At 43.9% G+C, this 20,463-nt stretch carries 23 protein-coding genes; 5 read left to right on the top strand and 18 right to left on the bottom strand.

Annotated features, from left to right (window positions below; all coding sequences use genetic code 11):
- Positions 1-3: 3 nt before the first annotated feature.
- From CLHUN_RS19315 to iorA, 7 genes are all read right to left on the bottom strand, one after another.
- Entirely contained in the window at positions 4-1,182 is a 1,179-nt protein-coding gene (locus tag CLHUN_RS19315; RefSeq protein WP_080066303.1) for an ABC transporter permease, read from the bottom strand.
- Entirely contained in the window at positions 1,183-1,860 is a 678-nt protein-coding gene (locus tag CLHUN_RS19310) for an ABC transporter ATP-binding protein (RefSeq protein ID WP_080066302.1), read from the bottom strand.
- A gap of 11 nt (positions 1,861-1,871) precedes the next feature.
- On the bottom strand, positions 1,872-3,809 hold the full coding sequence (locus tag CLHUN_RS19305) for an efflux RND transporter periplasmic adaptor subunit (RefSeq protein WP_080066300.1): 1,938 nt from the start codon (positions 3,807-3,809) through the stop codon (positions 1,872-1,874).
- Positions 3,810-4,001: 192 nt separating this feature from the next.
- Complete coding sequence (locus CLHUN_RS19300; protein ID WP_080066298.1) at positions 4,002-5,243, bottom strand: phenylacetate--CoA ligase family protein; 1,242 nt, start codon at positions 5,241-5,243, stop codon at positions 4,002-4,004.
- Between the two features lie 88 nt (positions 5,244-5,331).
- A complete protein-coding gene (locus CLHUN_RS19295; protein WP_080066297.1) occupies positions 5,332-5,793 on the bottom strand; it encodes a methylglyoxal synthase in 462 nt (153 codons plus the stop codon).
- 95 nt (positions 5,794-5,888) lie between these two features.
- Positions 5,889-6,518, bottom strand: a complete 630-nt coding sequence (locus tag CLHUN_RS19290; RefSeq protein ID WP_422785070.1) for an indolepyruvate oxidoreductase subunit beta — start codon at positions 6,516-6,518, stop codon at positions 5,889-5,891.
- A 118-nt stretch (positions 6,519-6,636) separates the two neighbouring features.
- Positions 6,637-8,424, bottom strand: a complete 1,788-nt coding sequence (gene iorA, locus CLHUN_RS19285) for an indolepyruvate ferredoxin oxidoreductase subunit alpha (RefSeq protein WP_080066295.1) — start codon at positions 8,422-8,424, stop codon at positions 6,637-6,639.
- Between the two features lie 256 nt (positions 8,425-8,680).
- Between iorA and CLHUN_RS19280 the strand changes: the two genes are divergently transcribed.
- Positions 8,681-9,022, top strand: a complete 342-nt coding sequence (locus CLHUN_RS19280; RefSeq protein WP_080066293.1) for a P-II family nitrogen regulator — start codon at positions 8,681-8,683, stop codon at positions 9,020-9,022.
- A 103-nt stretch (positions 9,023-9,125) separates the two neighbouring features.
- Here CLHUN_RS19280 and CLHUN_RS19275 read toward each other — a convergent pair whose 3' ends face one another.
- Positions 9,126-9,860: a class I SAM-dependent methyltransferase gene (locus CLHUN_RS19275; protein WP_080066291.1), complete on the bottom strand. Its 735-nt coding sequence runs from the start codon at positions 9,858-9,860 to the stop codon at positions 9,126-9,128.
- A gap of 57 nt (positions 9,861-9,917) precedes the next feature.
- Positions 9,918-11,474 (bottom strand): ABC-F family ATP-binding cassette domain-containing protein, encoded by a 1,557-nt coding sequence (locus tag CLHUN_RS19270; protein WP_080066289.1) that lies wholly within the window; start codon positions 11,472-11,474, stop codon positions 9,918-9,920.
- A gap of 220 nt (positions 11,475-11,694) precedes the next feature.
- On the opposite strand from CLHUN_RS19270, the gene CLHUN_RS19265 reads away from it, so the two are divergent.
- Together CLHUN_RS19265 and CLHUN_RS19260 are read left to right on the top strand one after the other, a co-directional pair.
- On the top strand, positions 11,695-11,937 hold the full coding sequence (locus CLHUN_RS19265; protein WP_080066287.1) for a hypothetical protein: 243 nt from the start codon (positions 11,695-11,697) through the stop codon (positions 11,935-11,937).
- Between the two features lies 1 nt (position 11,938).
- Positions 11,939-12,289, top strand: coding sequence for an ArsR/SmtB family transcription factor (locus tag CLHUN_RS19260; RefSeq protein WP_080066286.1), 351 nt, complete (start codon positions 11,939-11,941; stop codon positions 12,287-12,289).
- Positions 12,290-12,436: 147 nt separating this feature from the next.
- Here the strand turns inward: CLHUN_RS19260 and CLHUN_RS19255 are convergent, their stop codons facing one another.
- The 4 genes from CLHUN_RS19255 to CLHUN_RS19245 all read right to left on the bottom strand — a co-directional run bounded on the left by CLHUN_RS19255 (position 12,437) and on the right by CLHUN_RS19245 (position 15,658).
- On the bottom strand, positions 12,437-13,870 hold the full coding sequence (locus CLHUN_RS19255; RefSeq protein ID WP_080066285.1) for a flotillin family protein: 1,434 nt from the start codon (positions 13,868-13,870) through the stop codon (positions 12,437-12,439).
- A gap of 106 nt (positions 13,871-13,976) precedes the next feature.
- Positions 13,977-14,678 (bottom strand): NfeD family protein, encoded by a 702-nt coding sequence (locus CLHUN_RS19250; protein ID WP_080066282.1) that lies wholly within the window; start codon positions 14,676-14,678, stop codon positions 13,977-13,979.
- Between the two features lie 175 nt (positions 14,679-14,853).
- Positions 14,854-14,991: a hypothetical protein gene (locus tag CLHUN_RS22180; protein WP_165755798.1), complete on the bottom strand. Its 138-nt coding sequence runs from the start codon at positions 14,989-14,991 to the stop codon at positions 14,854-14,856.
- A 415-nt stretch (positions 14,992-15,406) separates the two neighbouring features.
- A complete protein-coding gene (locus CLHUN_RS19245; RefSeq protein WP_080066281.1) occupies positions 15,407-15,658 on the bottom strand; it encodes a hypothetical protein in 252 nt (83 codons plus the stop codon).
- A 344-nt stretch (positions 15,659-16,002) separates the two neighbouring features.
- Here CLHUN_RS19245 and CLHUN_RS19240 point away from each other — a divergent pair, with 344 nt between their 5' ends.
- The gene (locus CLHUN_RS19240; RefSeq protein ID WP_080066384.1) at positions 16,003-16,215 is read left to right on the top strand and encodes a hypothetical protein; all 213 of its coding nucleotides are present in this window, start codon (positions 16,003-16,005) and stop codon (positions 16,213-16,215) included.
- Between the two features lie 152 nt (positions 16,216-16,367).
- Here CLHUN_RS19240 and CLHUN_RS19235 read toward each other — a convergent pair whose 3' ends face one another.
- The 5 genes from CLHUN_RS19235 to CLHUN_RS19215 form a co-directional block, all read right to left on the bottom strand.
- Positions 16,368-16,880: a GAF domain-containing protein gene (locus CLHUN_RS19235; RefSeq protein WP_080066279.1), complete on the bottom strand. Its 513-nt coding sequence runs from the start codon at positions 16,878-16,880 to the stop codon at positions 16,368-16,370.
- A complete protein-coding gene (locus tag CLHUN_RS19230; RefSeq protein WP_080066277.1) occupies positions 16,867-17,160 on the bottom strand; it encodes a hypothetical protein in 294 nt (97 codons plus the stop codon). The genes CLHUN_RS19235 and CLHUN_RS19230 overlap by 14 nt, the downstream gene beginning before the upstream one ends.
- A 104-nt stretch (positions 17,161-17,264) precedes the next feature.
- Entirely contained in the window at positions 17,265-18,038 is a 774-nt protein-coding gene (locus CLHUN_RS19225) for an MBL fold metallo-hydrolase (RefSeq protein WP_242656564.1), read from the bottom strand.
- Positions 18,039-18,071: 33 nt separating this feature from the next.
- The gene (locus tag CLHUN_RS19220) at positions 18,072-18,623 is read right to left on the bottom strand and encodes a PadR family transcriptional regulator (RefSeq protein ID WP_080066275.1); all 552 of its coding nucleotides are present in this window, start codon (positions 18,621-18,623) and stop codon (positions 18,072-18,074) included.
- A 316-nt stretch (positions 18,624-18,939) separates the two neighbouring features.
- Positions 18,940-19,290, bottom strand: a complete 351-nt coding sequence (locus tag CLHUN_RS19215) for a hypothetical protein (RefSeq protein WP_080066272.1) — start codon at positions 19,288-19,290, stop codon at positions 18,940-18,942.
- Between the two features lie 170 nt (positions 19,291-19,460).
- Between CLHUN_RS19215 and CLHUN_RS19210 the strand changes: the two genes are divergently transcribed.
- Positions 19,461-20,228, top strand: coding sequence for a response regulator transcription factor (locus CLHUN_RS19210; RefSeq protein ID WP_080066270.1), 768 nt, complete (start codon positions 19,461-19,463; stop codon positions 20,226-20,228).
- The last annotated feature ends 235 nt before the right edge of the window (positions 20,229-20,463 follow it).

The raw sequence follows: 20,463 nt of genomic DNA, 5'->3' as shown, positions 1-20,463 counted from the left end.
TATTTATTCAAACCTCAGAGCTTCTATGGGATTCAGCCGGGCAGCCTTATATGCCGGGAATAGCCCGAAAACAATGCCCACACCCAAAGAAATTCCAAAGGACAGCGTCATCCAAAACGGCGAATACACCGGTGTGGTTATTTTTAGTCCTCCAATAATAAACCGTATACAGGAGATGCCCATCAATATGCCGATTATTCCGCCGATGCCGGTAATCATTATTGCTTCAATCAAAAACTGTACCATTATGTTTTTGCGTTTTGCCCCTATGGCTTTTCGTATACCGATTTCCCGCGTTCTTTCTGTTACGGAAACCAGCATTATGTTCATGATACCTATACCTCCCACTATCAGGGAGATGGCGGCAATACCTCCCAGTACTATCATGAGCGTATCCGTAATGGAGTTAAGTGTGGAAAGCATCTGAGCCTGATTTCTGACAGAGAATGCATCAGAACTTCCAAATTTTTCAGTAAGATATGTATTCAGTTTTGCCATGGCAGTTTCAACCGTCCCTGCCTCTGCCGCCTGAACCGTAAAATTGGATATTCTCGTATTCCTTCCAAGACGCTGGGCCACCGTCACCGGTATAATGACCTGGTCGTCGTCAGAGGAATCCTGCCCGTCGGAAATTTCCTGAAGCAGCCCCACCACCTTAAAAATCTGCCCGTTGATTTTTATCTGCTGCCCGATGGGATCTTGCCCGGCAAACAGGTCATTGGCCACTGCACTTCCTATTACTGCGGTCTTCAGCTTATAATCATTATCAAAAGACAAAATAAAACGCCCCGACTGAACGTGCCTGCTTCTTATAAACTCATAATCCTCGTTTGTCCCGATTACGGCTGTGTCTCTGGTTTTGCTTCCTGCCTTGAGAGTCATGCTGCTATTTATAATTGGAGCAATCATGCTGATATCACTGCTGTTTTCCTCTGAAAAAGTCTTAAGTTCCTCATAGGTGATATTTCTGTTGCTGCCCCGTCCGGTTATGCTTATTGTTACCAGATTGCTTCCAAGGCCCTCTATGGAATCAGTAATACTTTTGGTACTTCCCTGGGCAAATGCCACCGCCGTTATTACCGAACCCACTCCAATAATAACACCCAGCATGGTAAGGAACGAGCGTATCTTGTTGTTTGCAATGCTTTTCAATGCCATCTTGAAGGCTTGAAGAAAACTCATCTACACCGCCTCCCTGTCTTCCATGATCATTCCATCCTGGATTCTTATTATTCTTCCGGCCTGTGCTGCAACATTGTTATCGTGGGTTATAAGCACGATGGTATTTCCGTTTTTATGCAACTGGTGAAGAGTTTTCATTACGTCTGCGCCGGATTTTGTATCCAGATTTCCGGTAGGTTCGTCGGCCAGTATAAGCGGGGGGTTGCTCACAAGCGCTCTGGCAATCGCAACTCTCTGCTGCTGTCCTCCTGACAATTCGTTGGGGGTGTGGTGTATTCTGTCACCAAGGCCCACCATTTCCAGCGCCTCAATGCTCTTTCTTATTCTCTCCTTATGGCCTGCCCCCTGGTATATGAGAGGCAGTTCAACATTTTCAACTGCTGTAAGCTTCTTCAGCAAGTTGAAGCCCTGAAATATAAAGCCTATCTTAAAGTTCCTGATTTCAGCCAACTGGTTGTCATTCAGCCTGCTGACCTCGTGGCCGTCCAGGTAATAGCTCCCCGATGTAGGTACATCCAGGCAGCCCAGCATATTCATAAGCGTTGATTTGCCCGAACCTGACGGCCCCACAATTGCTACAAATTCATGTTTTGCAATGTGCAATGAGACATTGTTAAGTGCATATATGGAGTTTTCTCCCATCTCATAAACCTTACACATATTTGATATTTGTATCATATCGACCTCCATTACCTCTGTGTCTGAGAGTTAGTCTGCCTGTTTGCCGCACTCCCGCTGCTCCTGTTGTACTGTGTCCCCTGCTGCATGCCTCCTGAAGGCATCCTGGTGGCTCCTCCGAAGCCGCCGCCAAAGCCGCCCAGGCTGAAGCCTGCCTGACTGTTGGTGTTGCTTGTGGAGGAATTTGTTACCAGAGGTGGAAGGACTACTATCTGCCCTTCTGTCAAACCGCTCTTTATTTCAACATATTGGTCGTTATTTACGCCAAGCTCAACTTCCTTCATGACGGTTCCGGCATAATATTCCTGGTTGGCAGCAAGAGCTCCCGACATCTGTCTTCTGTTTGCAGAACCGCTGCCGCTCTGACCGCTGCGCTGACTTGCCCGGTCGTCTCCTGTGGCAGCTCCTGCTCCTCCCTGACCTTGCGTACCACCCTGGGTACTTCTGTCTGCTGTGCCTGAATTGCCATTCTGTCCCCAACTGCCGGCTGCCCTCCTGCCGTCTGTCTGTGAATTGCCAGAGGCCTCTCCGGCCACTCTCACAAATGCCCGGTCTCCCATCTTTGTTATGGCTTCCAGCGGCACCATAAGAACATTTTCTGCCTTGCTCAATATTATATTGGCATTGGCGTTCATTCCCGCCAGAAGATTTTCGGTTTCATTGATTTTTATTTTCACGTCATAGGTGGCCACACCGTTTGAAGCCGAACCTTCCATTGCCTTATATATTACTTCTCCCGTAAGCGGATTCCTGGTAGTCTCTTCAAGGGCGTCGATGGTAATAGCAACCTCCTGTCCAACCTTTACCTTTGAAATATCAAGTTCATCCACCGAAATGGTAAACTGCATCTGATCAAAATCTCTTATACTTATAAGCACCTGTCCTGATTTGACGCTGTCACCGGCAACCGCAGCCTCACCGGTAGCCGTTCCTGCTATGGCAGAATATATCTTGTAGTCCTCCAGTTGCTTTTTAGCGGCATCAAGCTGGTTTTGAAGGTCCTGCACCTTCAGGTCATTGGTCTGGGAGGTTATCTCAAGATCGTCGTTTTCTATTCTTATCAGCACTTCGCCTTTTTTTACATATTGATTTTCCTTTATATTTACCAAAGCAAAAGTACCGCTGGTGGCAGCTTTAACCGACTGCTTGTTTGCATAGGACAGGGGATATGCCTGGCTTGTTATTTCCACACCCTCCGCAGTGTTTATATTAACGCTGGCCGTCATTGAATCATCAAGTCTTCCCGGATTGCTCACAGTTATTTCAACATCCCTGACCAGGCCCCCTTCGGCTGGTGTGTATGTATTGTCATCAATTGCGGTAACAACGCCCTCCACAGTGTCCATTATCTCCTGCAAATGCACCTGTGCCTTTTGTCCCAGCTTAAGACCCTTGATATATGCAGTGCTGACAGGAACCGACAGCTTCAGCCTGGAGGTCTCGGTTATTGTAAACAGCGCCGTGTTGTTGCCGGCACTTTCTCCCTCTTTGGCACTTATCCCGGTAACCTTGCCGTCAAAAGGTGCTGTGACTGTCAAATTTGAGAAGTTCTTCTGATTGCTGCTGACACTTAATTGAGCCTGGCTTATTTGATTCTCGATCTTCTGGATGCTGAGTTTTGCATCGGTATCGTCGATTTCAAAAAGCAAATCTCCCTTTTTTACCTTGTCCCCTTCCTTGAAATATGCCTTTGTTATTTTTCCTTGAACATTTGACATTACATCTGATGTGTTTGCAGATGTGACAGTTCCCGACCCGGACAGAGCCACTTCAATATTGCCTTTCACTGTCGGGGTCTGCCTCTTGGCAGAGGCTGAAGAATTGCTGGCCGCCCTGTTGTTCGTCACCAGAATGATTCCTATTGCTGCTGAAATAATAACTAAAGCCACTATGGAAAGTATAAAAAATCTTTTCTTATTCCACTTTATATGCTTTATGCCTTTTTGCATGGTTCCACCTCTTCAATTGATTATTGTTTATGAATGGGTAAAAGTACCTTTGTTTTTATAACAATAGTATTAAACTAATATGTAAAACCTGTGTTTGAATTGTGAACAAAATGTTAAGTTACAGCCATGTATGGGACAAAAAGGGAACCTGCTTCCATAACCGCAGGTTCCCTGATAACAGCATTCCTTATATTAGTTTTGTCTATAATCTATAATCCTTTTACTCTTCTTTTCGCTTCGAGGCAGACTTCCCAATCCGCTCACTTCCGCAATAATATGGATTCCTATCCTCTTTTTGAACAGGTCAACTATGTTGTACTCCATATCTTCCCTTGAGGTGTCTCCGTCTGAATTGTATTCGGCCTTTAAGGTCATTACATCCTTACCGTTAATATGGTCTATGATAATCTGATACTCACTGCTGACACCCTCCACATCTCTGAGAATCTCATCGATTTGTCCGGGATAGATGTTTACTCCTTTAACCTTCACCATGTCGTCAGTTCGTCCGATTATCCTGTCAATACGCGGATAGGAACGGCCGCATGCACACTTGCCGGGAATTATTCTGGTAAGGTCCCTGGTCCTGTATCTGAGCAAAGGAGCCCCTTCCTTTCTCAAGGTGGTTATTACCAGCTCACCGGTTTCTCCTTCCGGAAGCACCTTTCCAGTGGCAGAATCTATTATTTCAAAATACAGATAATCATCATAATAGTGCATTCCGTCATGGCAGCCGCAATCTATGGCAATACCCGGCCCGTATATCTCAGTAAGCCCATAGATATCATATATTTCAATGCCCAGCTCAGCTTTTATGCGCTGTCTCATTTTTTCTCCCCAGCGCTCCGAGCCGATAACGCCCTTTTTGAGCCTTATTTCGGATTTAAGTCCTCGCTTTTCAACTTCCTCGGCTAAAACCAGAGCATAGGAAGAAGTTCCGATAATTACAGTGGATTTCAGGTCCATCATCATTTGAAGCTGCTTGTCCGTATTCCCGGGTCCCATGGGCACCGCCATGGCCCCAAGCCTTTCGCAGCCTGCCTGGAAGCCTATTCCTGCAGTCCACAGCCCATAGCCGGGAGTTATCTGTATACGGTCCATAGGTGTAATACCTGCCATTTCAAAGCTTCTGGCCATCATTTCAGCCCAGTCGCTTACATCCCGGGCAGTGTAAGGAATTATGACAGGCTTTCCCGTAGTTCCCGAGGAGGAGTGAATCCTTACGACCTTCTCTTCCGGAACCGCCTGCAGTCCAAGCGGATATGCTTCCCTCAATTCCTCCTTTGTTGTAAAAGGAAGTTGACTTATCATTTCCATTGAAGTGATTTCATTTACGTCAACTTTTGCTTTCAGGAATTTCTCCTTGTAAAAAGGGCTGTTGCTGCTTATTTTTAAAAGCAGCTCCTTAAAAATATCAAACTGACCTGAACTCATCCTGACTCATCTCTTCTTTCTATAATTTTCTATAACTTTCCACACTTTCCAGTGGTCTGTAGCATCTGAAACCTACTCCGGCTGCCGCTTAATAGCCGCCGAAATGCTCTTTCCGTATCCTGCTGTAATAGTCAACAACATTTCTCTCATATTCACTTTCCATCAAAGCGGATGACAGGAGGAAATCTGCTGTTGACTGGTTCATGGCAACCGGTATGTCATACAGTACTGCTATTCTCAGCAACGCCTTTACATCCGGGTCGTGAGGCTGGGAGGTCAGAGGGTCCCAAAAGAATATCATAAAGTCCACCTCGCCGTTTGCAATACAAGCGCCTATCTGCTGATCTCCTCCAAGAGGGCCGCTCTTAAAGCGTTTTACAGGCAGTCCCGTATTCTCGGAAATCAATTGAGCGGTTGTTCCTGTTCCGCATAGGAATTGCCTGCCTAAAATATCCGACTTGCTTTTTACCCAATTAATCAAATCCTGTTTCCTGTTGTCGTGTGCTACAAGTGCTATGTGCTTCTGCTTTCCCAATCTGTTTCCGCTCATGTTTGATCTCCGTTTCCTGCTGTTAATTTTTTATAGGATTATTGTATGAATATAATGCTTTGAACCGTAATTGACTTTGGTAAAATAAGGCTGAATCAACCTTTGGCCTTTTTCTCAAGGATAAAATCATAGCCAAGCCTGAAAGCTTTTTGATTCATCTCACTGTATTTCCGGGGAACGTTTTCAATTATGGCCTGTTCAATTATCTCCCTGCTGAAAGGCATTTGTCCCGCGGCGGCAGCAGCCCCCAGAAGTACTACGTTGACTGCCTTGATACTGCCTGCCTTGTTGGCAATGCGGTAACCGTCAATATAATAAAGCTGCGAGGAATTTTTGTCTATGAAATCAGTAATTTCCCTGATATCGTACCGGGACGTCCCCAAAGAGGCCGAAACCGGCTTGATAATCTGAGTATTTACAATACAGCAGCCGCCACTTTTAAGCCTTGGCAGACTTCTCGCCGCCTCTGAAAGTTCAAAGGCTATGAGCATATCCGCACCAGCCATGGGAATTATGGAACTGCTTTTCTCACTGTTGATCCTCACATGACTCACAACACATCCGCCCCTCTGAGACATCCCAATGGTTTCGGAGGTTCTTGCAAAACTCCCCTGGCTGATAGCCGCTGCCGCAAGCAGGCGTGACGCAAGTACAGTCCCCTGTCCTCCAACTCCTGCTATCAAAATATCGTATTTTTTGTCCTTTATTTCCTGATTATTCATCATTATTTCCATGCCCCCTACTCGCACAAAACTCCATGAAAGTCACGGCATGGAATCGGTGCCACATTTTTATCTTCTTCAAAATTTCTTTCAACCTTTGACCTCCATCCTGACACATCCGTCATACTTCTGCCTTTTCAATGGCATTAAAGGGACATACGTTTACACATAAGCCGCAGCCATAGCAAAGAGACGGCTCGATTACAACCCTTCCGTCATCCACGGATATTGCAGGACATCCTATTTCCGTAATACACTTCCTGCATTTTTTGCACTTCTCACTGACGGTATTTTTAACTTCAGGTTTGAACAATGCTATGCACGGAGCTTCAAAGATGACTACCGACGGCCCCTTGTAAGCAACTGCCTTCTTTACCAGCTCCACTGAGTTTTTGAAATCCAGGGGATTGCCCTTCACTATATGTCCTACGCCGCAGGCCTTGACTACACCATATATGTCTATTTTTTCAGATATGCTGTTCATCATGGTCCTGCCTATGCCGGGATGTGGCTGATGGCCGGTCATGGCGGTAGTACTGTTGTCAAGTATGATAATGGTTATATCCGTATTGTTGTAAACTGCATTTGCTATGCCGGGAATTCCTGTGTGAAAGAAGGTGGAATCTCCAATAAAGGCTATACAGCTTGTATCGGGTTCGGTTCTCTTAATTCCCTGAGCTACGGTTATGCCTGCTCCCATGCACAGGCAGGTATCCACCATATCCAGAGGCTTGGCGTTTCCCAGCGTATAACAGCCTATATCTCCGGTAAAAACGGCCTTCTGACCTTTGGCAGCCATTTTTACCGCATAGAAGGAAGCTCTGTGCGGGCAGCCGGCACACAAAACAGGCTGTCTGACCGGAAGCTGCGGCAAAGCTGTCTTATCAGCGCCTTCCGTCTGTATCCCCAGAAAGCGGGCAAGTGCCTCACAGACCAGCTCAAAGGTATATTCTCCTGCAAAAGGCAGATTTCCTGTTTTTTTGCCCAGTATCCTTACATTTATATCCTTCGAAGAACACAGCAGCATAAGTTCCTCTTCCACCACCGGGTCCAGTTCCTCAAAAACCAGAACCTGCTCCAGCCCGTCCAGGAACTCTTCAGCCTTTGCACCGGGCAGAGGGTACGGGGTTCCGACCTTGAATACCTTCACCTGCGCCTGCAGCTTTTCCAGCGCTTCAAACACATAGGTACAGGCAACACCGGACGCAGCTATTCCCAGCTTTCCGCTGCCTGACACGGTATTTAAGTCCGATTGTGAAAAAATTTCTGAAAGCCTGTGCTGAAGCTGCTCTATATGAAGGTGTTTTCTATATGCAAGGCTTGGAAATATGACCCATTTGGGATCTTTTACAAAACCCTCCGGTTCATTTACCTCTCTGCTATCATCTACATCAACAGTCCCGCAGGCATGGCAAACCCTTGTAGTCGGCCTTAAAAATACCGGCAACTGGACGGTTTCAGATAATTCAAATGCATAACGGATCATTTCATAGGCTTCTTCAGGTGTGGCCGGATCCAGCACCGGCAGATTTGAGAACCTGGCAAAATGCCTGGTATCCTGTTCTGTCTGAGAAGAAAACGGACCCGGATCATCCGCAGCCAATACCACCATGCCGCCCTTTACACCGATGTATGACAGGCACATAAGGGGATCGGCCGCAACATTGAGCCCCACCTGCTTCATGGTAACCAGTGTCCTGGCTCCGCTGTATGCTGCTCCTGCCGCTATTTCCATGGCAGCTTTCTCATTTACCGACCACTCAACATATATATCTCCCGGATTATTATGGGCTATGACTTCCAACACTTCTGTGGAGGGAGTCCCAGGATAGCCGGTTACCACATTGACTCCTGCACGTATCGCTCCAAGGGCAATTGCTTCATTACCCATTAGTAATTTTTTTCCCATTTGACCTCCAAAAGGCCAGAAAAACTGGCCAGAAATAAAATTATGCGGGAATGGGCCGTATATGTATTATTTAGCAGCAGCAGTCCCGATTTTTCTATTATTCTTATAAAAATTACACGTATAAAAATTATAACATAATTTTTCTTCCTGTGGACAAGAAAGTGTGGGAATAAATCAAGTACCCCTAGTGTTTATCTGGAAAATTATATATAATATAATCATAAAAAAATATATTGGGTACTTAGGAGGATTTTATATGAAAATGGTGGTTGCCATTGTGAGACCGGAAGCCTTTGAGGATGTCAAGCAGGCCTTATTCGACGCTCAGATTCACAAAATGACCGTAAGCCATGTCAAGGGCTGCGGGCAGCAGATGGGATATACCGAAAGCTACCGCGGTACGGTAACGGAAGTTAACCTGCTGAATAAAGTAAAATTTGAAATCTCAGTAAATGATGAATTTGTAAAACCTACAATCGATGCCATAATGAAGTCAGCCAGAACAGGCAATATAGGTGATGGAAAAATATTTGTCCTTCCCATAGATGAATGCTACAGGATAAGAACCGGAGAAGAAGGCTCCGATGCTATCGGCTGACGGAGCTTCATTTCATGCAGCATAGGTGAATTATTCTGTCCGCAAAGGGCTCCTCGGCCTTTACGGCTTTGGCAGCCCTTTTGCTATTATTTCTTTTTGGCATTTACTTCTTCCTGGCAGATACAAGGAGCATCATTGGCCTGCGCAATTCATCCGCCATTTCAGGTTGGACCGCCAGCAGGCTTTTTTCAGGCATTGGTTCCACACACCCGGTTATTTCAAACCCTGAATTTATAAGACTGTTAATATAGGTGGTCAGCGTTTTATGGTACTTAACCACCTTTTCACCAAGAAAACCCGCTTCCCGGACTCCTTCCGAAAAGTAGCGGTCAACCGGCCAGTGCAGCCTGCTGCCACTTTTATCACAATACCAGTCCTGAGGTCCCTGGGCCGTAAAGACCGGATGCTCAACAGAAAACACCAGTTCACCTTTGGGGGTCAGGCACCTGCTTATCCTGTCCACTATGTGGTCAAAGGACTCCACGTAGTGGAGGGCAAGGGAGCTGATTACCACCTCAAAGGAGTTTTCCTCAAATTCAATGTCTTCTATTGGCATACAAACATATTTAACTTTACAGGAGCTCGTCTTTTTTATTGCTTCATCCAGCATTTTTTGTGATATGTCAATCCCAACTGCCGAACTCGCACCTTTTTCAACCGCATACCTGCAATGCCAGCCAAAACCGCAGCCCAGATCCAGAACTCTTTTATCCCTGAAATCAGGCAGCATTTTTTCAAGCTCATGCCATTCCCCTGCTCCCTCAAGACCTTTTTTTGACCGGTTCATGCTGCTGTACTTTTCAAAAAACACACTTTCGTCATACTTGTTTTGTCGCATTTTTCACCTCTGGACTTTGTTTTCAGGACAATTTGGATTTTATATCAATCAGGTATATTATACTATTTTAGTAGTCCAGTTTTCAACATTCCATACCTCAGTCACCCAGTCCTGGTAAAACTCAGGCTCATGGCATACCAGCAGTATTGTCCCCTTGAATTCTTTCAAAGCCCTTCTGAGCTCCTCCTTGGCTTCCACGTCCAGATGATTTGTAGGTTCATCCAGAATCAGCCAGTTCACATCCTTGAGCATAAGCTTGCAAAGCCTCACCTTGGCGTTTTCACCGCCACTGAGTACCATCATCTGACTGGTAATGTGTTCGGTTGTAAGGCCGCATTTGGCCAGAGCACCTCTTACTTCAGCATTTGACATGCCGGGATAGTCATTCCACACCTCTTCCAGTGCAGTATTGGTGTTATAACGCTGTGATTCCTGCTCAAAGTAGCCGGGATACAGATAATCATCCAGCTTTACCTCTCCCCCGAACGGCTCCTGAAGCCCCAGCAGGGTTTTCAGAAGGGTGGATTTTCCAAGACCGTTGACACCTTTTATTGCAACCTTTTGACCGCGCTCCAACGCTATGTTCAAAGTACCTGTCAAAGCCGAATCATAGCCTAGGACAAGATTATGGGTCTGAAAAATATAACGGCCGGGGGCTCTGGCCTCTCTGAATTTGAAAATCGGCTTAACCTTCACTTTTACCTTTTCTATAATATCCATTTTGTCAAGCTTCTTCTGCCTGCTCTTTGCCATATTGGTGGTGGCAACCCTGGCCTTGTTTCTGGCTATGAAATCCTCCAGCTTTTCAATCTCCTTCTGCTGTTTTTCATAGGCCTGCATGGTCTGCTGCCTGGCCAACTGGTGCATTCTCTGAAATTCCTCATAGTTTCCTGAATACCTGGTAAGCACGGCATTTTCAACATGATATATTACATTTACCACATCATTGAGGAAAGGGATATCATGGGATACCAGAATAAATGCGTTCTCATATTCCTTCAGATAGTTCTTCAGCCAGTTGATATGATTTTCATCCAGAAAGTTGGTAGGCTCGTCCAGAATCAGAATCATTGGATTCTGCAATAGAAGCTTTGTCAGCAAAACCTTTGCCCTCTGGCCCCCGCTGAGATTTCCCACATCCGTTTCAAGTCCGATGTCTCCAAGGCCCAGCCCGTTGGCCACCTCTTCTATCTTGGAATCCAAAATGTAGAAGCCATTGTGTTCAAGCACATTCTGGATATCTCCCACATCCTCCAGCATTGCATTAATTTCGTTTTCAGAGACCTCTGCCATTTTTTCATACAGCTCCAGCATTTCCTTTTCAAGATCAAACATGTATTGAAATGCCTCTCTCAATGCCTCCCGTATTGTCTTTCCCGGCGTCAGCACCGTATGCTGGTCCAGATAGCCGGTGGTTATTCTGTTGCACCACTCCACCTTGCCCTCATCAGGCATGAGTTTTCCTGTTATGATATTTAAAAAGGTTGATTTACCTTCTCCATTTGCTCCCACCAGACCAACATGTTCTCCTTTTAAAAGCCTGAATGAGGCATCTTCCAGAATTTTTCTGGCTCCAAAACCATGGCTTACATTTTCAACTGTCAATATGCTCATTTTGATTGCCTCCAAAATACACTTTACAGATTTATTCCCAACAAAAGCTTATTTTTTTATACACTGACGAAAATTAGTATAACCGAAACGCCGTATGGAAGTCAAAAGAAAAAGTGCATACTGTTCAAGGTTTACATTGACAATAAATTACACATGTAATAAAATTATTACATGTGTAAGATACATATTAACATATAAAATTTTAGTAGGAGGTACCTGTATGAATAGTTTGATATTCATTCTCTTTTTTGCCGCCATAATTCTGGCTGGGCTGATAATTGCAGCAATCGTTATATTTGTATTGCTTACAAGGTCAAAATCCAAAAACCACCTGGAGCAGTTAAATACCATAAAGGCCATTGCCAATAATGTGGCATTGTCAAATATGGAAGTGAAGGAAGAGTTTGCAGAGTTAAGAATGAAAATGGATGCCATAGAAAGATTACTTAAGGAAGTTGAATAGAATGTCAAATATCAACGATTATGAGACCGGCTTCTGCAAAACCGGAGATAATCTGCTCAGGCTGGCTGACTCTCTTTCCCATCCTTTACGTCTTAAAATCCTGGGAATTTTATTTGAAAACAGACAGTACGTAAGTGAGCTTGCCAGAACCGTCAACATCAGCAGGCCTCTGCTTTACATGCACCTGCGAAAGTTGGAAGCGGCAGAGCTTATCAAGGGAAATCACGAGATATCGTCAGACGGCAAAGTTATGAAATATTATGAAATTCTGAAATTTGATTTGCAGATTACCCCTGAAATACTGTGCAGGCTGTCCAAGAGTATAACTGAAAAGCAGGATAATGAGAAATAAGGCAGGTCGGTTCAAATAAAATGCTCCCCTTAGGTTTAACAGTCTTATAATACAAACTGTTAAGCATAAGGGGAGCATATGAGTTACTGAATCAGCCTGCTTTTTCCACAGCCTTTAAAAACAGCGTTAATTGAAACCCTGGGTATATCAGGCGTTGTTGTCCGTCTGTTTGATTTCCTGTGCTATTGCAGGATTTTTCTTGAGCAAATCCAGCACATTCATGCCGGTCAATGCTTCAACGGTCTCTGGGAGCTGCGATATTATATCCGTAACGTAACCGGAAACCTTGGCAGCACCTTTGGCTTCGCCTCCATTGCCATTGTCCACGATAACAATCTTCTCTGTTTTTGCAAGAGGACTTGCAATTGCCTGTGCAATATCAGGCAACTTTTCAATTATCATCTGGGTAACGGCAGCATCATTATACATTTTGAAGGCCTCGGCCTTCTTTGCCATTGCAGCAGCCTCAGCTTCTCCCTTGGCTCTGATGATTTCCACCTCTGCCATACCTTCCGCTCTCTTGGCCTTGGCTTTGGCTTCACCTTCCATCTCAATAGCCTTGGATCTTGCCTCGGCAGCCGTCACCTCTCTGTACTTGCTGGCATCAGCCACCTTGGCAGCCTGGTAGTTTTCGGCATCCGCCTGCTTCTTTACGGTTGCTTCAAGTTCCTTTTCCCTTCTCAGCGCTTCCTGCTCTGCAAGCTCTATTTCCTTCTGCTTCTTGACAATTTCAACCTGCATGGCAGTTTCGGCAACTTCCTTTTTCACAATATTTGATTTGATATCATATGCCAGGTCGGCATCAGCCTTGGCTGTCTGCTGGTCCTTGTTGTAGGACTGAACCTTCAGTTCCTTGTCCTTGTTTGCCTCGGCAATCTGTGTTTCTGCCTGGATTCTGGCTGCTTCACCTTCTCTGTTGGCTTCAGCAGTCTTTATCTTTGTTTCCATTGTAGCATTTGCCTCGGCTATCTGCGCATCCCTTTTTACTTCGGCGATTCTCGGCTTTCCGAGAGCTTCAAGGTAGCCGTTCTTATCCGAAATGTCCTTTATGGTCAAAACCTTTAGTTCAAGACCCATATTCTGCAATTCTGTGGCTGCTACGCCCTGAACATGGGATGCAAAGGTCTCCCTGTCCTTGTAAATTTCCTCAACAGTCATTCTTGATACGATTTCACGCAGCTTTCCTTCAAGCACCTGCTGAGTAGTCTTGGCTATAACGCTCAGCATATAATCCAGTCCCTTTGATGTATTGAACTGCTCCGCCGCAGAAAGAATGGAATCCTTATCGGATTTGACCTTAACAACAGCCACACCGTCTGCAACAATACCAACCCCTTGTGAAGTCAGTGCCCCATCAATTCTGATGTCTATCTGCATATTTTCCAGTGAAATGACATCCGTTCTTTCCAACATGGGAATTACGACGCCACCTCCACCGGTAATAACTCTTCTGCCTCTGAATCCTGTAACTACGAGTGCCTTGTCCTGCGGAACCTTTTTGTACATTGAAACGAACATAAAAAGCAAAATAACTATAACCGCCACAATTGCCACAGGTACAAAATATACTGAATATTCCATTCTAACTCTCCTTTTTATTTTATATTCAACTTCCACACCAATACATAGCCGCTTTGTACAATTCAATACCGGTAAGCGGAAAACTCTTCAACGGTGTAAAAGAAGTTTACGTGTTTAGTATCTCAGACAACTCACTTACATAAAATGTATTATTTTCAATCCTGCAGATAACTACTTTCTGTCCCTGCTTTACGGCTCTTTCATCTATGTGCTTTGCAGGCGCTGTATACCTTATGGAATTAACGGTATATTTTATGGTTCCATAGCCGTTTTCCAGAATGTCCGTGGTCACCTCCGCAGGTGTGCCCACCAACTTTTCCCTGGATACATCCGAACTGTTCTCGCTCCGGTAAATCGGCTTTGCAACAAAATTATACAAAAGAGCCGCTACGGCAATACCTGCTGCCAATGCCCCGAAAAACACAATAATTGAATCCCAGGCAGTAATTTTGGTCCCCATGATTCCAAGGCCGCCGAATACTGTCAGAAAAGATACTGCCACCAGAGGATTTATTAAAATCGTTAACCAGGAAAAAATACCGTGTCCTCCCGAATCACCCTGCTGGGTATGATTTCCCTGCACATCGCCACCAGGGTGTCCCACATGCACATGTCCAGGATGAACAGCATCGGCATTGTCCAATCCAGCATGCACATGACCTGAATCATGTCCGTGCTGGGCAAAATGTCCGTCAGCCCCTCCGGTATCGGTTCCCGAATGAAAACCTCCCGAAATACCGCTGATAATCAAGGATACAAGGGTGTATAAAACTCCCGTGAAAAAAACTACCAAATAAAAAGAATACATGTTTTCACCTCACAACTATTAGCATATATTTCAATAATTTTCCTTCGAAGAATATAGATACATTATAGCTAGTCGCCGGATATTTATCAAATAGACTTATATATGGGTTTGGATTAAAACCCTTCTATTTGAGTTACCTTGTGAATTCTAAATCACAGTTAATATCCAATCTCGCTCAATGTCTCTCAATCTTCTGTTTTCTCCGTTTTTCATAAAAGTCGTGATTTTCCCTCACCTCCCTATCAAATTCATCTGTAATTTCTGCTGTAATTTCTTCTGAAGTTTCTTCTTTGATTTTCTTCTGTAATACCACTGCGGTAACTCTGTAATTTCTGCAAAGGATTTACTTGCGCTTCAAAAAGGATATATTGGCTCCTGGGACTTATTTCAGCCTGTACAGCGGAAAATACATTAATTTCAGGATTAGTTTGATTTGTTTCTGTCTTTTTACCCTATCTTTAAATAATAGCAGCAGAAAAAATATATTTAATTAAATTCAAGCGATTTTGATTTTTTGTGACGGGTTATTCCGGAACTGCCAGTGCCGCGTACCGGCGCCGGACATATTTGATACTTGATATATCTATTTTACCAGATTTATTGGCAGGCTGGAAGCATTCTTTTGATATTATATTAAAAAAAATGATTTTAGCCTGCCTGACGTAAAGGAGCTGCCATTTATTTCAAAAAACGGCAGCTCCTTTACTATTTTAATATATATATAATTTTTATATCATTTTGCCTATCAGCTTGTTTCTGATGATTTTCTCAGAGGTCGCCCTGCTATTTTTGCTCAGTGTCTGTGCGGCCAAATCAAATGCTTTGTTTATTACAACATCGCTCATCTGAAACTCTTTGGCAGCAAGCTCCATGACAATTTTGTCATGTTTGGGGCTGTAATGTCCATTTTTCTTTTCCAGCTTTTTATATTGCTGCTGGCAAAACTCATATATTTCCAAACATTTCCTTGAATCCAACAAAGCCGCACACTCCTTTCAAAGACATAATACCAACATAGCACACTACATAAACATTATACTTGATAAATATTAATATGTTATGTAGATAATATGAAGATTTTATTACTTTTCACAGCTTCTCACCGGTAATCCTGCGGACAATTTGCCATGAAAAATTTTGACATCCGGTGCAAAGCCTGATAATAGAATTTATGGAATTTTAAATTTGAATGATTTCAATAAAATTAGGCATATTTATAATAGTGGTCTGTAACATCTAAATCCACATTTCCGACGGCTATTATAAGTTTATAATGTTACCGGCCGCCGGAAGAATAATACAAGCATCTGAAAGGATTGATATAATGCAGAATCATAAAAAGCAGGACAGTATTTCGGTAAATCTTATCAGTGAGCAGAATGAAGTCAGGCCAATTTCACAGCAGCCCGCGGGAAACGCAGGCAAGGAGCCCTTTTGTGTTTATGACCACAAGCGACATGCAGTAGGTTCCATAATTGTCAATGAGGACGGCACACAATCGGTATGCTGCGAGGACGGTTCCTGGAAGGTGAAATAAAGCTATACGGCCAAAACCATAATGGCTCACCATTTGTTGATTTCCGCCCCTGACAGCTTTGTATCACTAAAGCCAATATTGTGCAGGATTGTTAAAATCACCTATGATGAGCCACCAAATTTTTTTAAAGCATTATTAAATTACATTCCGAATTACCTGCCGGCAGGTAATTCTCCCTGCCAGTCACATGCCTCCTCTATAACCCTTGCAATTTTCTCAATTTCCGAAGCATCCACAGAATCAAATCTTCCAATGAGCGGGCTGTCAATGTCCAGAACACCAACCACCCGGTCCCTGCTTCTCAAGGGAATTACAAGTTCCGAGCTGGAGGCACTGTCACAGGCTATATGTCCCGGAAACAGGTGAACATCCGTGACAAGCTGGGTTCTGTTTTCAAGTACGGCTGTCCCGCAAACCCCTTTCCCGACTTCAATGTGAACACATGCCACCTTTCCCTGAAAAGGTCCCAGTAGCAATTTGCCGTTTTTCATAAGATAAAAGCCAACCCAGTTTATGTGGTCCAGAGCTTCCTTAAGCAGTGCAGATGCGTTGGACAGGTTTGCAGTTACATCCCCTTCACCCTCAAGCAGGGCTTTCATTTGAGAAAGAAGCAGGCTGTAGCTTTGTACTCTGTCTTCAGAGTATTGGACATTAATATCTTTCATAGTTGGAATTCCTTTTTTGATTTAAGCTGTCATCGTTGTCATTATCGCTGCTTTGCTTCTGACTGTCCTGTTCACTGTCATTCCGGGCATTGAAAATGTTTTCGGAATTTATGAATTTCTCAAGCTCAAGGCTGTTCTTAAGCCTGAGCGCCTCAGCCTTCAGCTCAATTTCAGCTTTTAACTGCTGCTTTTTCAACAGATAATCCTTTACCTCGCGGAACATTTTCGGCCCGAATATTAAAACCAAGGCCGTTATGGGAATAAGTAAATCCCAATCCATATATGTTAATCCTCCTGTATCTGTTATCAATATAAGGACTATTATAACATATTTTTTCCATGTAAACAGTGGATTTTAAAACAGGATACAAGTTTTTCAAGCCGTCAGCCCTTGGCAAGTTCTTTGATTCTTTCCCTGAAGTCCCCGCTTAATACTCCCCCGTGGTAACACACAATCCTGTCAATCTCATAATCCAGCAGAACAGCTAATGATTTTCTTGCTTTTTCAATATCGTGGGTATGCCTGGGCTCAGGACCCGCCAGCTCACCGTTATGGATGTTAAGTGCATCTCCGGCAATGAGGGTTCTGTACTTCTCAAGATATAAGCCAATATGCCCCGGCGTGTGTCCCGGCATGTGAAGTATCTTTATTCCCCCGCAGCAGGAAACCTCCTGTTGGTGGTCCACCGTATGGGTGACCTTGGGTTTGCCTGTTGTATACAGTTCCTGGTATTCTTTTCTTTTTTCCGGAGGTAATTGCTCCAGATCCCTTTTTATTTTATCCAGGGTTTCCTTGCTGAATTTAATAGGGAGCAATTCTCCCTGAATATACGGTTTTTCAAGCGGGTGTGCATACACCTGGATTCCCCCGTGTCCTTGCCCAATGCTTTCTGCAGCCGCCGTCAACTGCGCCAGGCCTCCTATGTGATCCATATCATGATGGGTTATGAATATTTTTGTCAAGGCCTCTAACGGGATTCCTTCCTTTTCAATCAGGCCGCATATAGTCTTGGCTTGCCCGGGCAAACCTGCATCAATCAACACTGTGTCGTTTTCATCCCATAGCAATACAGGATACATCCTCCCGCCCACATTCGGAACATTGGGTTCCAGTTCAAGTACTGACATTCCTTCGTCCAGTTTCATCAATTCGGGCATAAACGCCCTTCACCCCTTTCTGTTATTTCAGATTTATTTGCTTTCATAGCTCCGTAAGAATTCCATTGTTTCGCCAAACCATTTTAGTGATGCCTCAAGAGAATTTATCCCGTATCTCAGGGTTACCAGCCAATATGGATATTGGGGCTTGCTTTTTGCCTCCTCATTGCCAAGGTAATAGGAGTGTATGCTGCTCAATTGTTTATACTTAAGTTCATTTCTCTCTCTGGCAGCCTCCAGCATTGACAGTGTGGCTTCAAGCTCCATTTTGGTTCCGAAGGACAGCTTTAATAACAGCTCGGATCTTTCAGGCTGGTATTCCACAGGCAGCGTGAGCCAATCCTTCAGCACCTCCACACCTTTTGGGGTTATTTTATAGTTTTTTTTCCTTGAGTCCTCAGCTTCCGTGTCCCTTTCTATAAGTCCGTCAGCCTCCAATCTGGCCAGCACAGGATACAGATGTCCGAAGTTTTCGTTCCAAAAGTAGGATATGCTTTTGTCGCAGAATTTCTTGATATCATAGCCTGACATTGGTCCCAAAAGGCTCAGTACTCCAAGTACTGCATACATGGTTTTATTTTTCATATGCACCTCCCAACATATATCAGAGTGATATATTAAATTATATCACCCTGATATATATTGTCAAGCACTTCCGAACTCCAGTGCAAATTCAGGTCGGTTAACAAGCCTTATTATCATGTCAGCACCTTGACAAATATTTCTTTCATCTGAAAATTCAGTTGGTTTTCAATGGCAAGCAACTTTCTTACAGTGTCCGCCATTTTAGGCGAAAGGCTGCTTCCTCCTGCGTAAATATGCCTGAGAAAAATGTTGCCCAGAATCCTCCATTGTATTATGGCTCTCTGGAGCAGCCTGGTATAAGCTTCAAAGTCTTCGTTTATTTTTTTGTAATATTCCAGAAGGAGCAGCCTTGCTCCGTAAACTTATGGGTTTCGATTCTGTTCAGCCTGACATATTTCCCCCACAGAGGGAATACATTGCGGCTCTGGTTATGAATCCTGAATATGCCTGTCTCGTCGTTGTACCAAAGTACGGGGTTGATATCTCTCAGGAACATGGGAATAACCTTTTCCTTTGACAATTGGCCGCTGTTTTTTAAGATGTTGTAGACGGAAACTTCAAAACAGTTAAGCGCCATGGCGGCTTCATCAATTTCACCTTCAGAAGTCCTGAAAAAATTAAGTGTCGAAAGTTCTGCTCTATTTATACTTCTTCCTTTTCTTGTCATTGTTTTGATTATTATGTATTAATTTGTAAAATATAATAATTTATGTTATATTTTAAAGTATGACAGTTAAATTTAACACACCCTTTTGTATGATTTAGTCCTGAAGTCTTTCATTATCATTATGAACTGCAATTACAGTAAAATGAAATTTTATATGAGAGGTACAAATCATGGATACTATTGACTCAAAAGCACTACAGGCCCGGCCTGGCGGTTCCATAAACGCCATCCACCCATATATGCCGCCCAACCGTCTTCCGGCGGACATATTAAAGCTGCTGGTAAAAACAAATTGCGATTTTCTTTTTAACACGTTACTTTTTTATAATTTCATCCTGCTGCTGGATGAAGATTTCAGACTGGTCTCCTGGCACCTAAACAGTGAAAAAATGCTGAGCAGGGTTAACTTCCATACAGGTGCCTGCCTTGGAGAAGAAAGGTTTGGAGAAACCTCCATTTCTAAAGCACAGAAAAGCAAAGCCGTCAGCATACAGTACTGCCATGAGTCAAGAAATCCTGTTTTCAGCAGCTTTACAAACTGTACCGTTCCTGTTTCCGCAGGCAGCACTCACTGCTATATTTCTGCCTTTTTTCTGGGGTCAAGAATGGATAAGGTTTCCTTTGACCATTTCTTACTTTTTACCGAATACCTGGCTATGAACTTAAAATTGTATGTGAACAAAATAGGAGCATCCGATTTTACATATAAGATCATGCAGCCCGACTTTAATATTTCCTGTCTGAGTCAATGTGAAAGGAATGTTTTAAATCTGATGAAACTGGGGTATTCCAATAAGGAAATCTCCAGATGCCTTCACATATCTGAGAATACCACCAAATCCCATATAAAGGTTATACTTGATAAACTGTCCTGCAAAAACAGGACTCACGTGGCTGTTAACGCGGTTTTATCGGATATTCTGGCACTGATTGAGTAAAAAAAGCCGCCGGGCAAGTCAATTACCAGGGGCTGGAAGCGTATATTTTGGGTACATCCTGGAACATGTCTTCATCCCCTTCATATAAGGGTGAACCATGGGAGCGAGAACTGTGCAGACCGGCTATGTATTTGTCAAGCAGATTTTGCTGTCTGAAGGACAGGCTCATAGGTTTTGTTGTCCCTAAGTACAGCGAATATAACCGCCGTCATTTTCTTGCTGACATGACCGATGA

The sequence above is a fragment of the Ruminiclostridium hungatei genome (assembly GCF_002051585.1).
Lineage (GTDB): Bacteria > Bacillota > Clostridia > Acetivibrionales > DSM-1351 > Ruminiclostridium > Ruminiclostridium hungatei.
The sequence above is the reverse complement of the archived record's forward strand: the minus strand, read 5'-3'. Positions and strand labels throughout refer to the sequence as shown.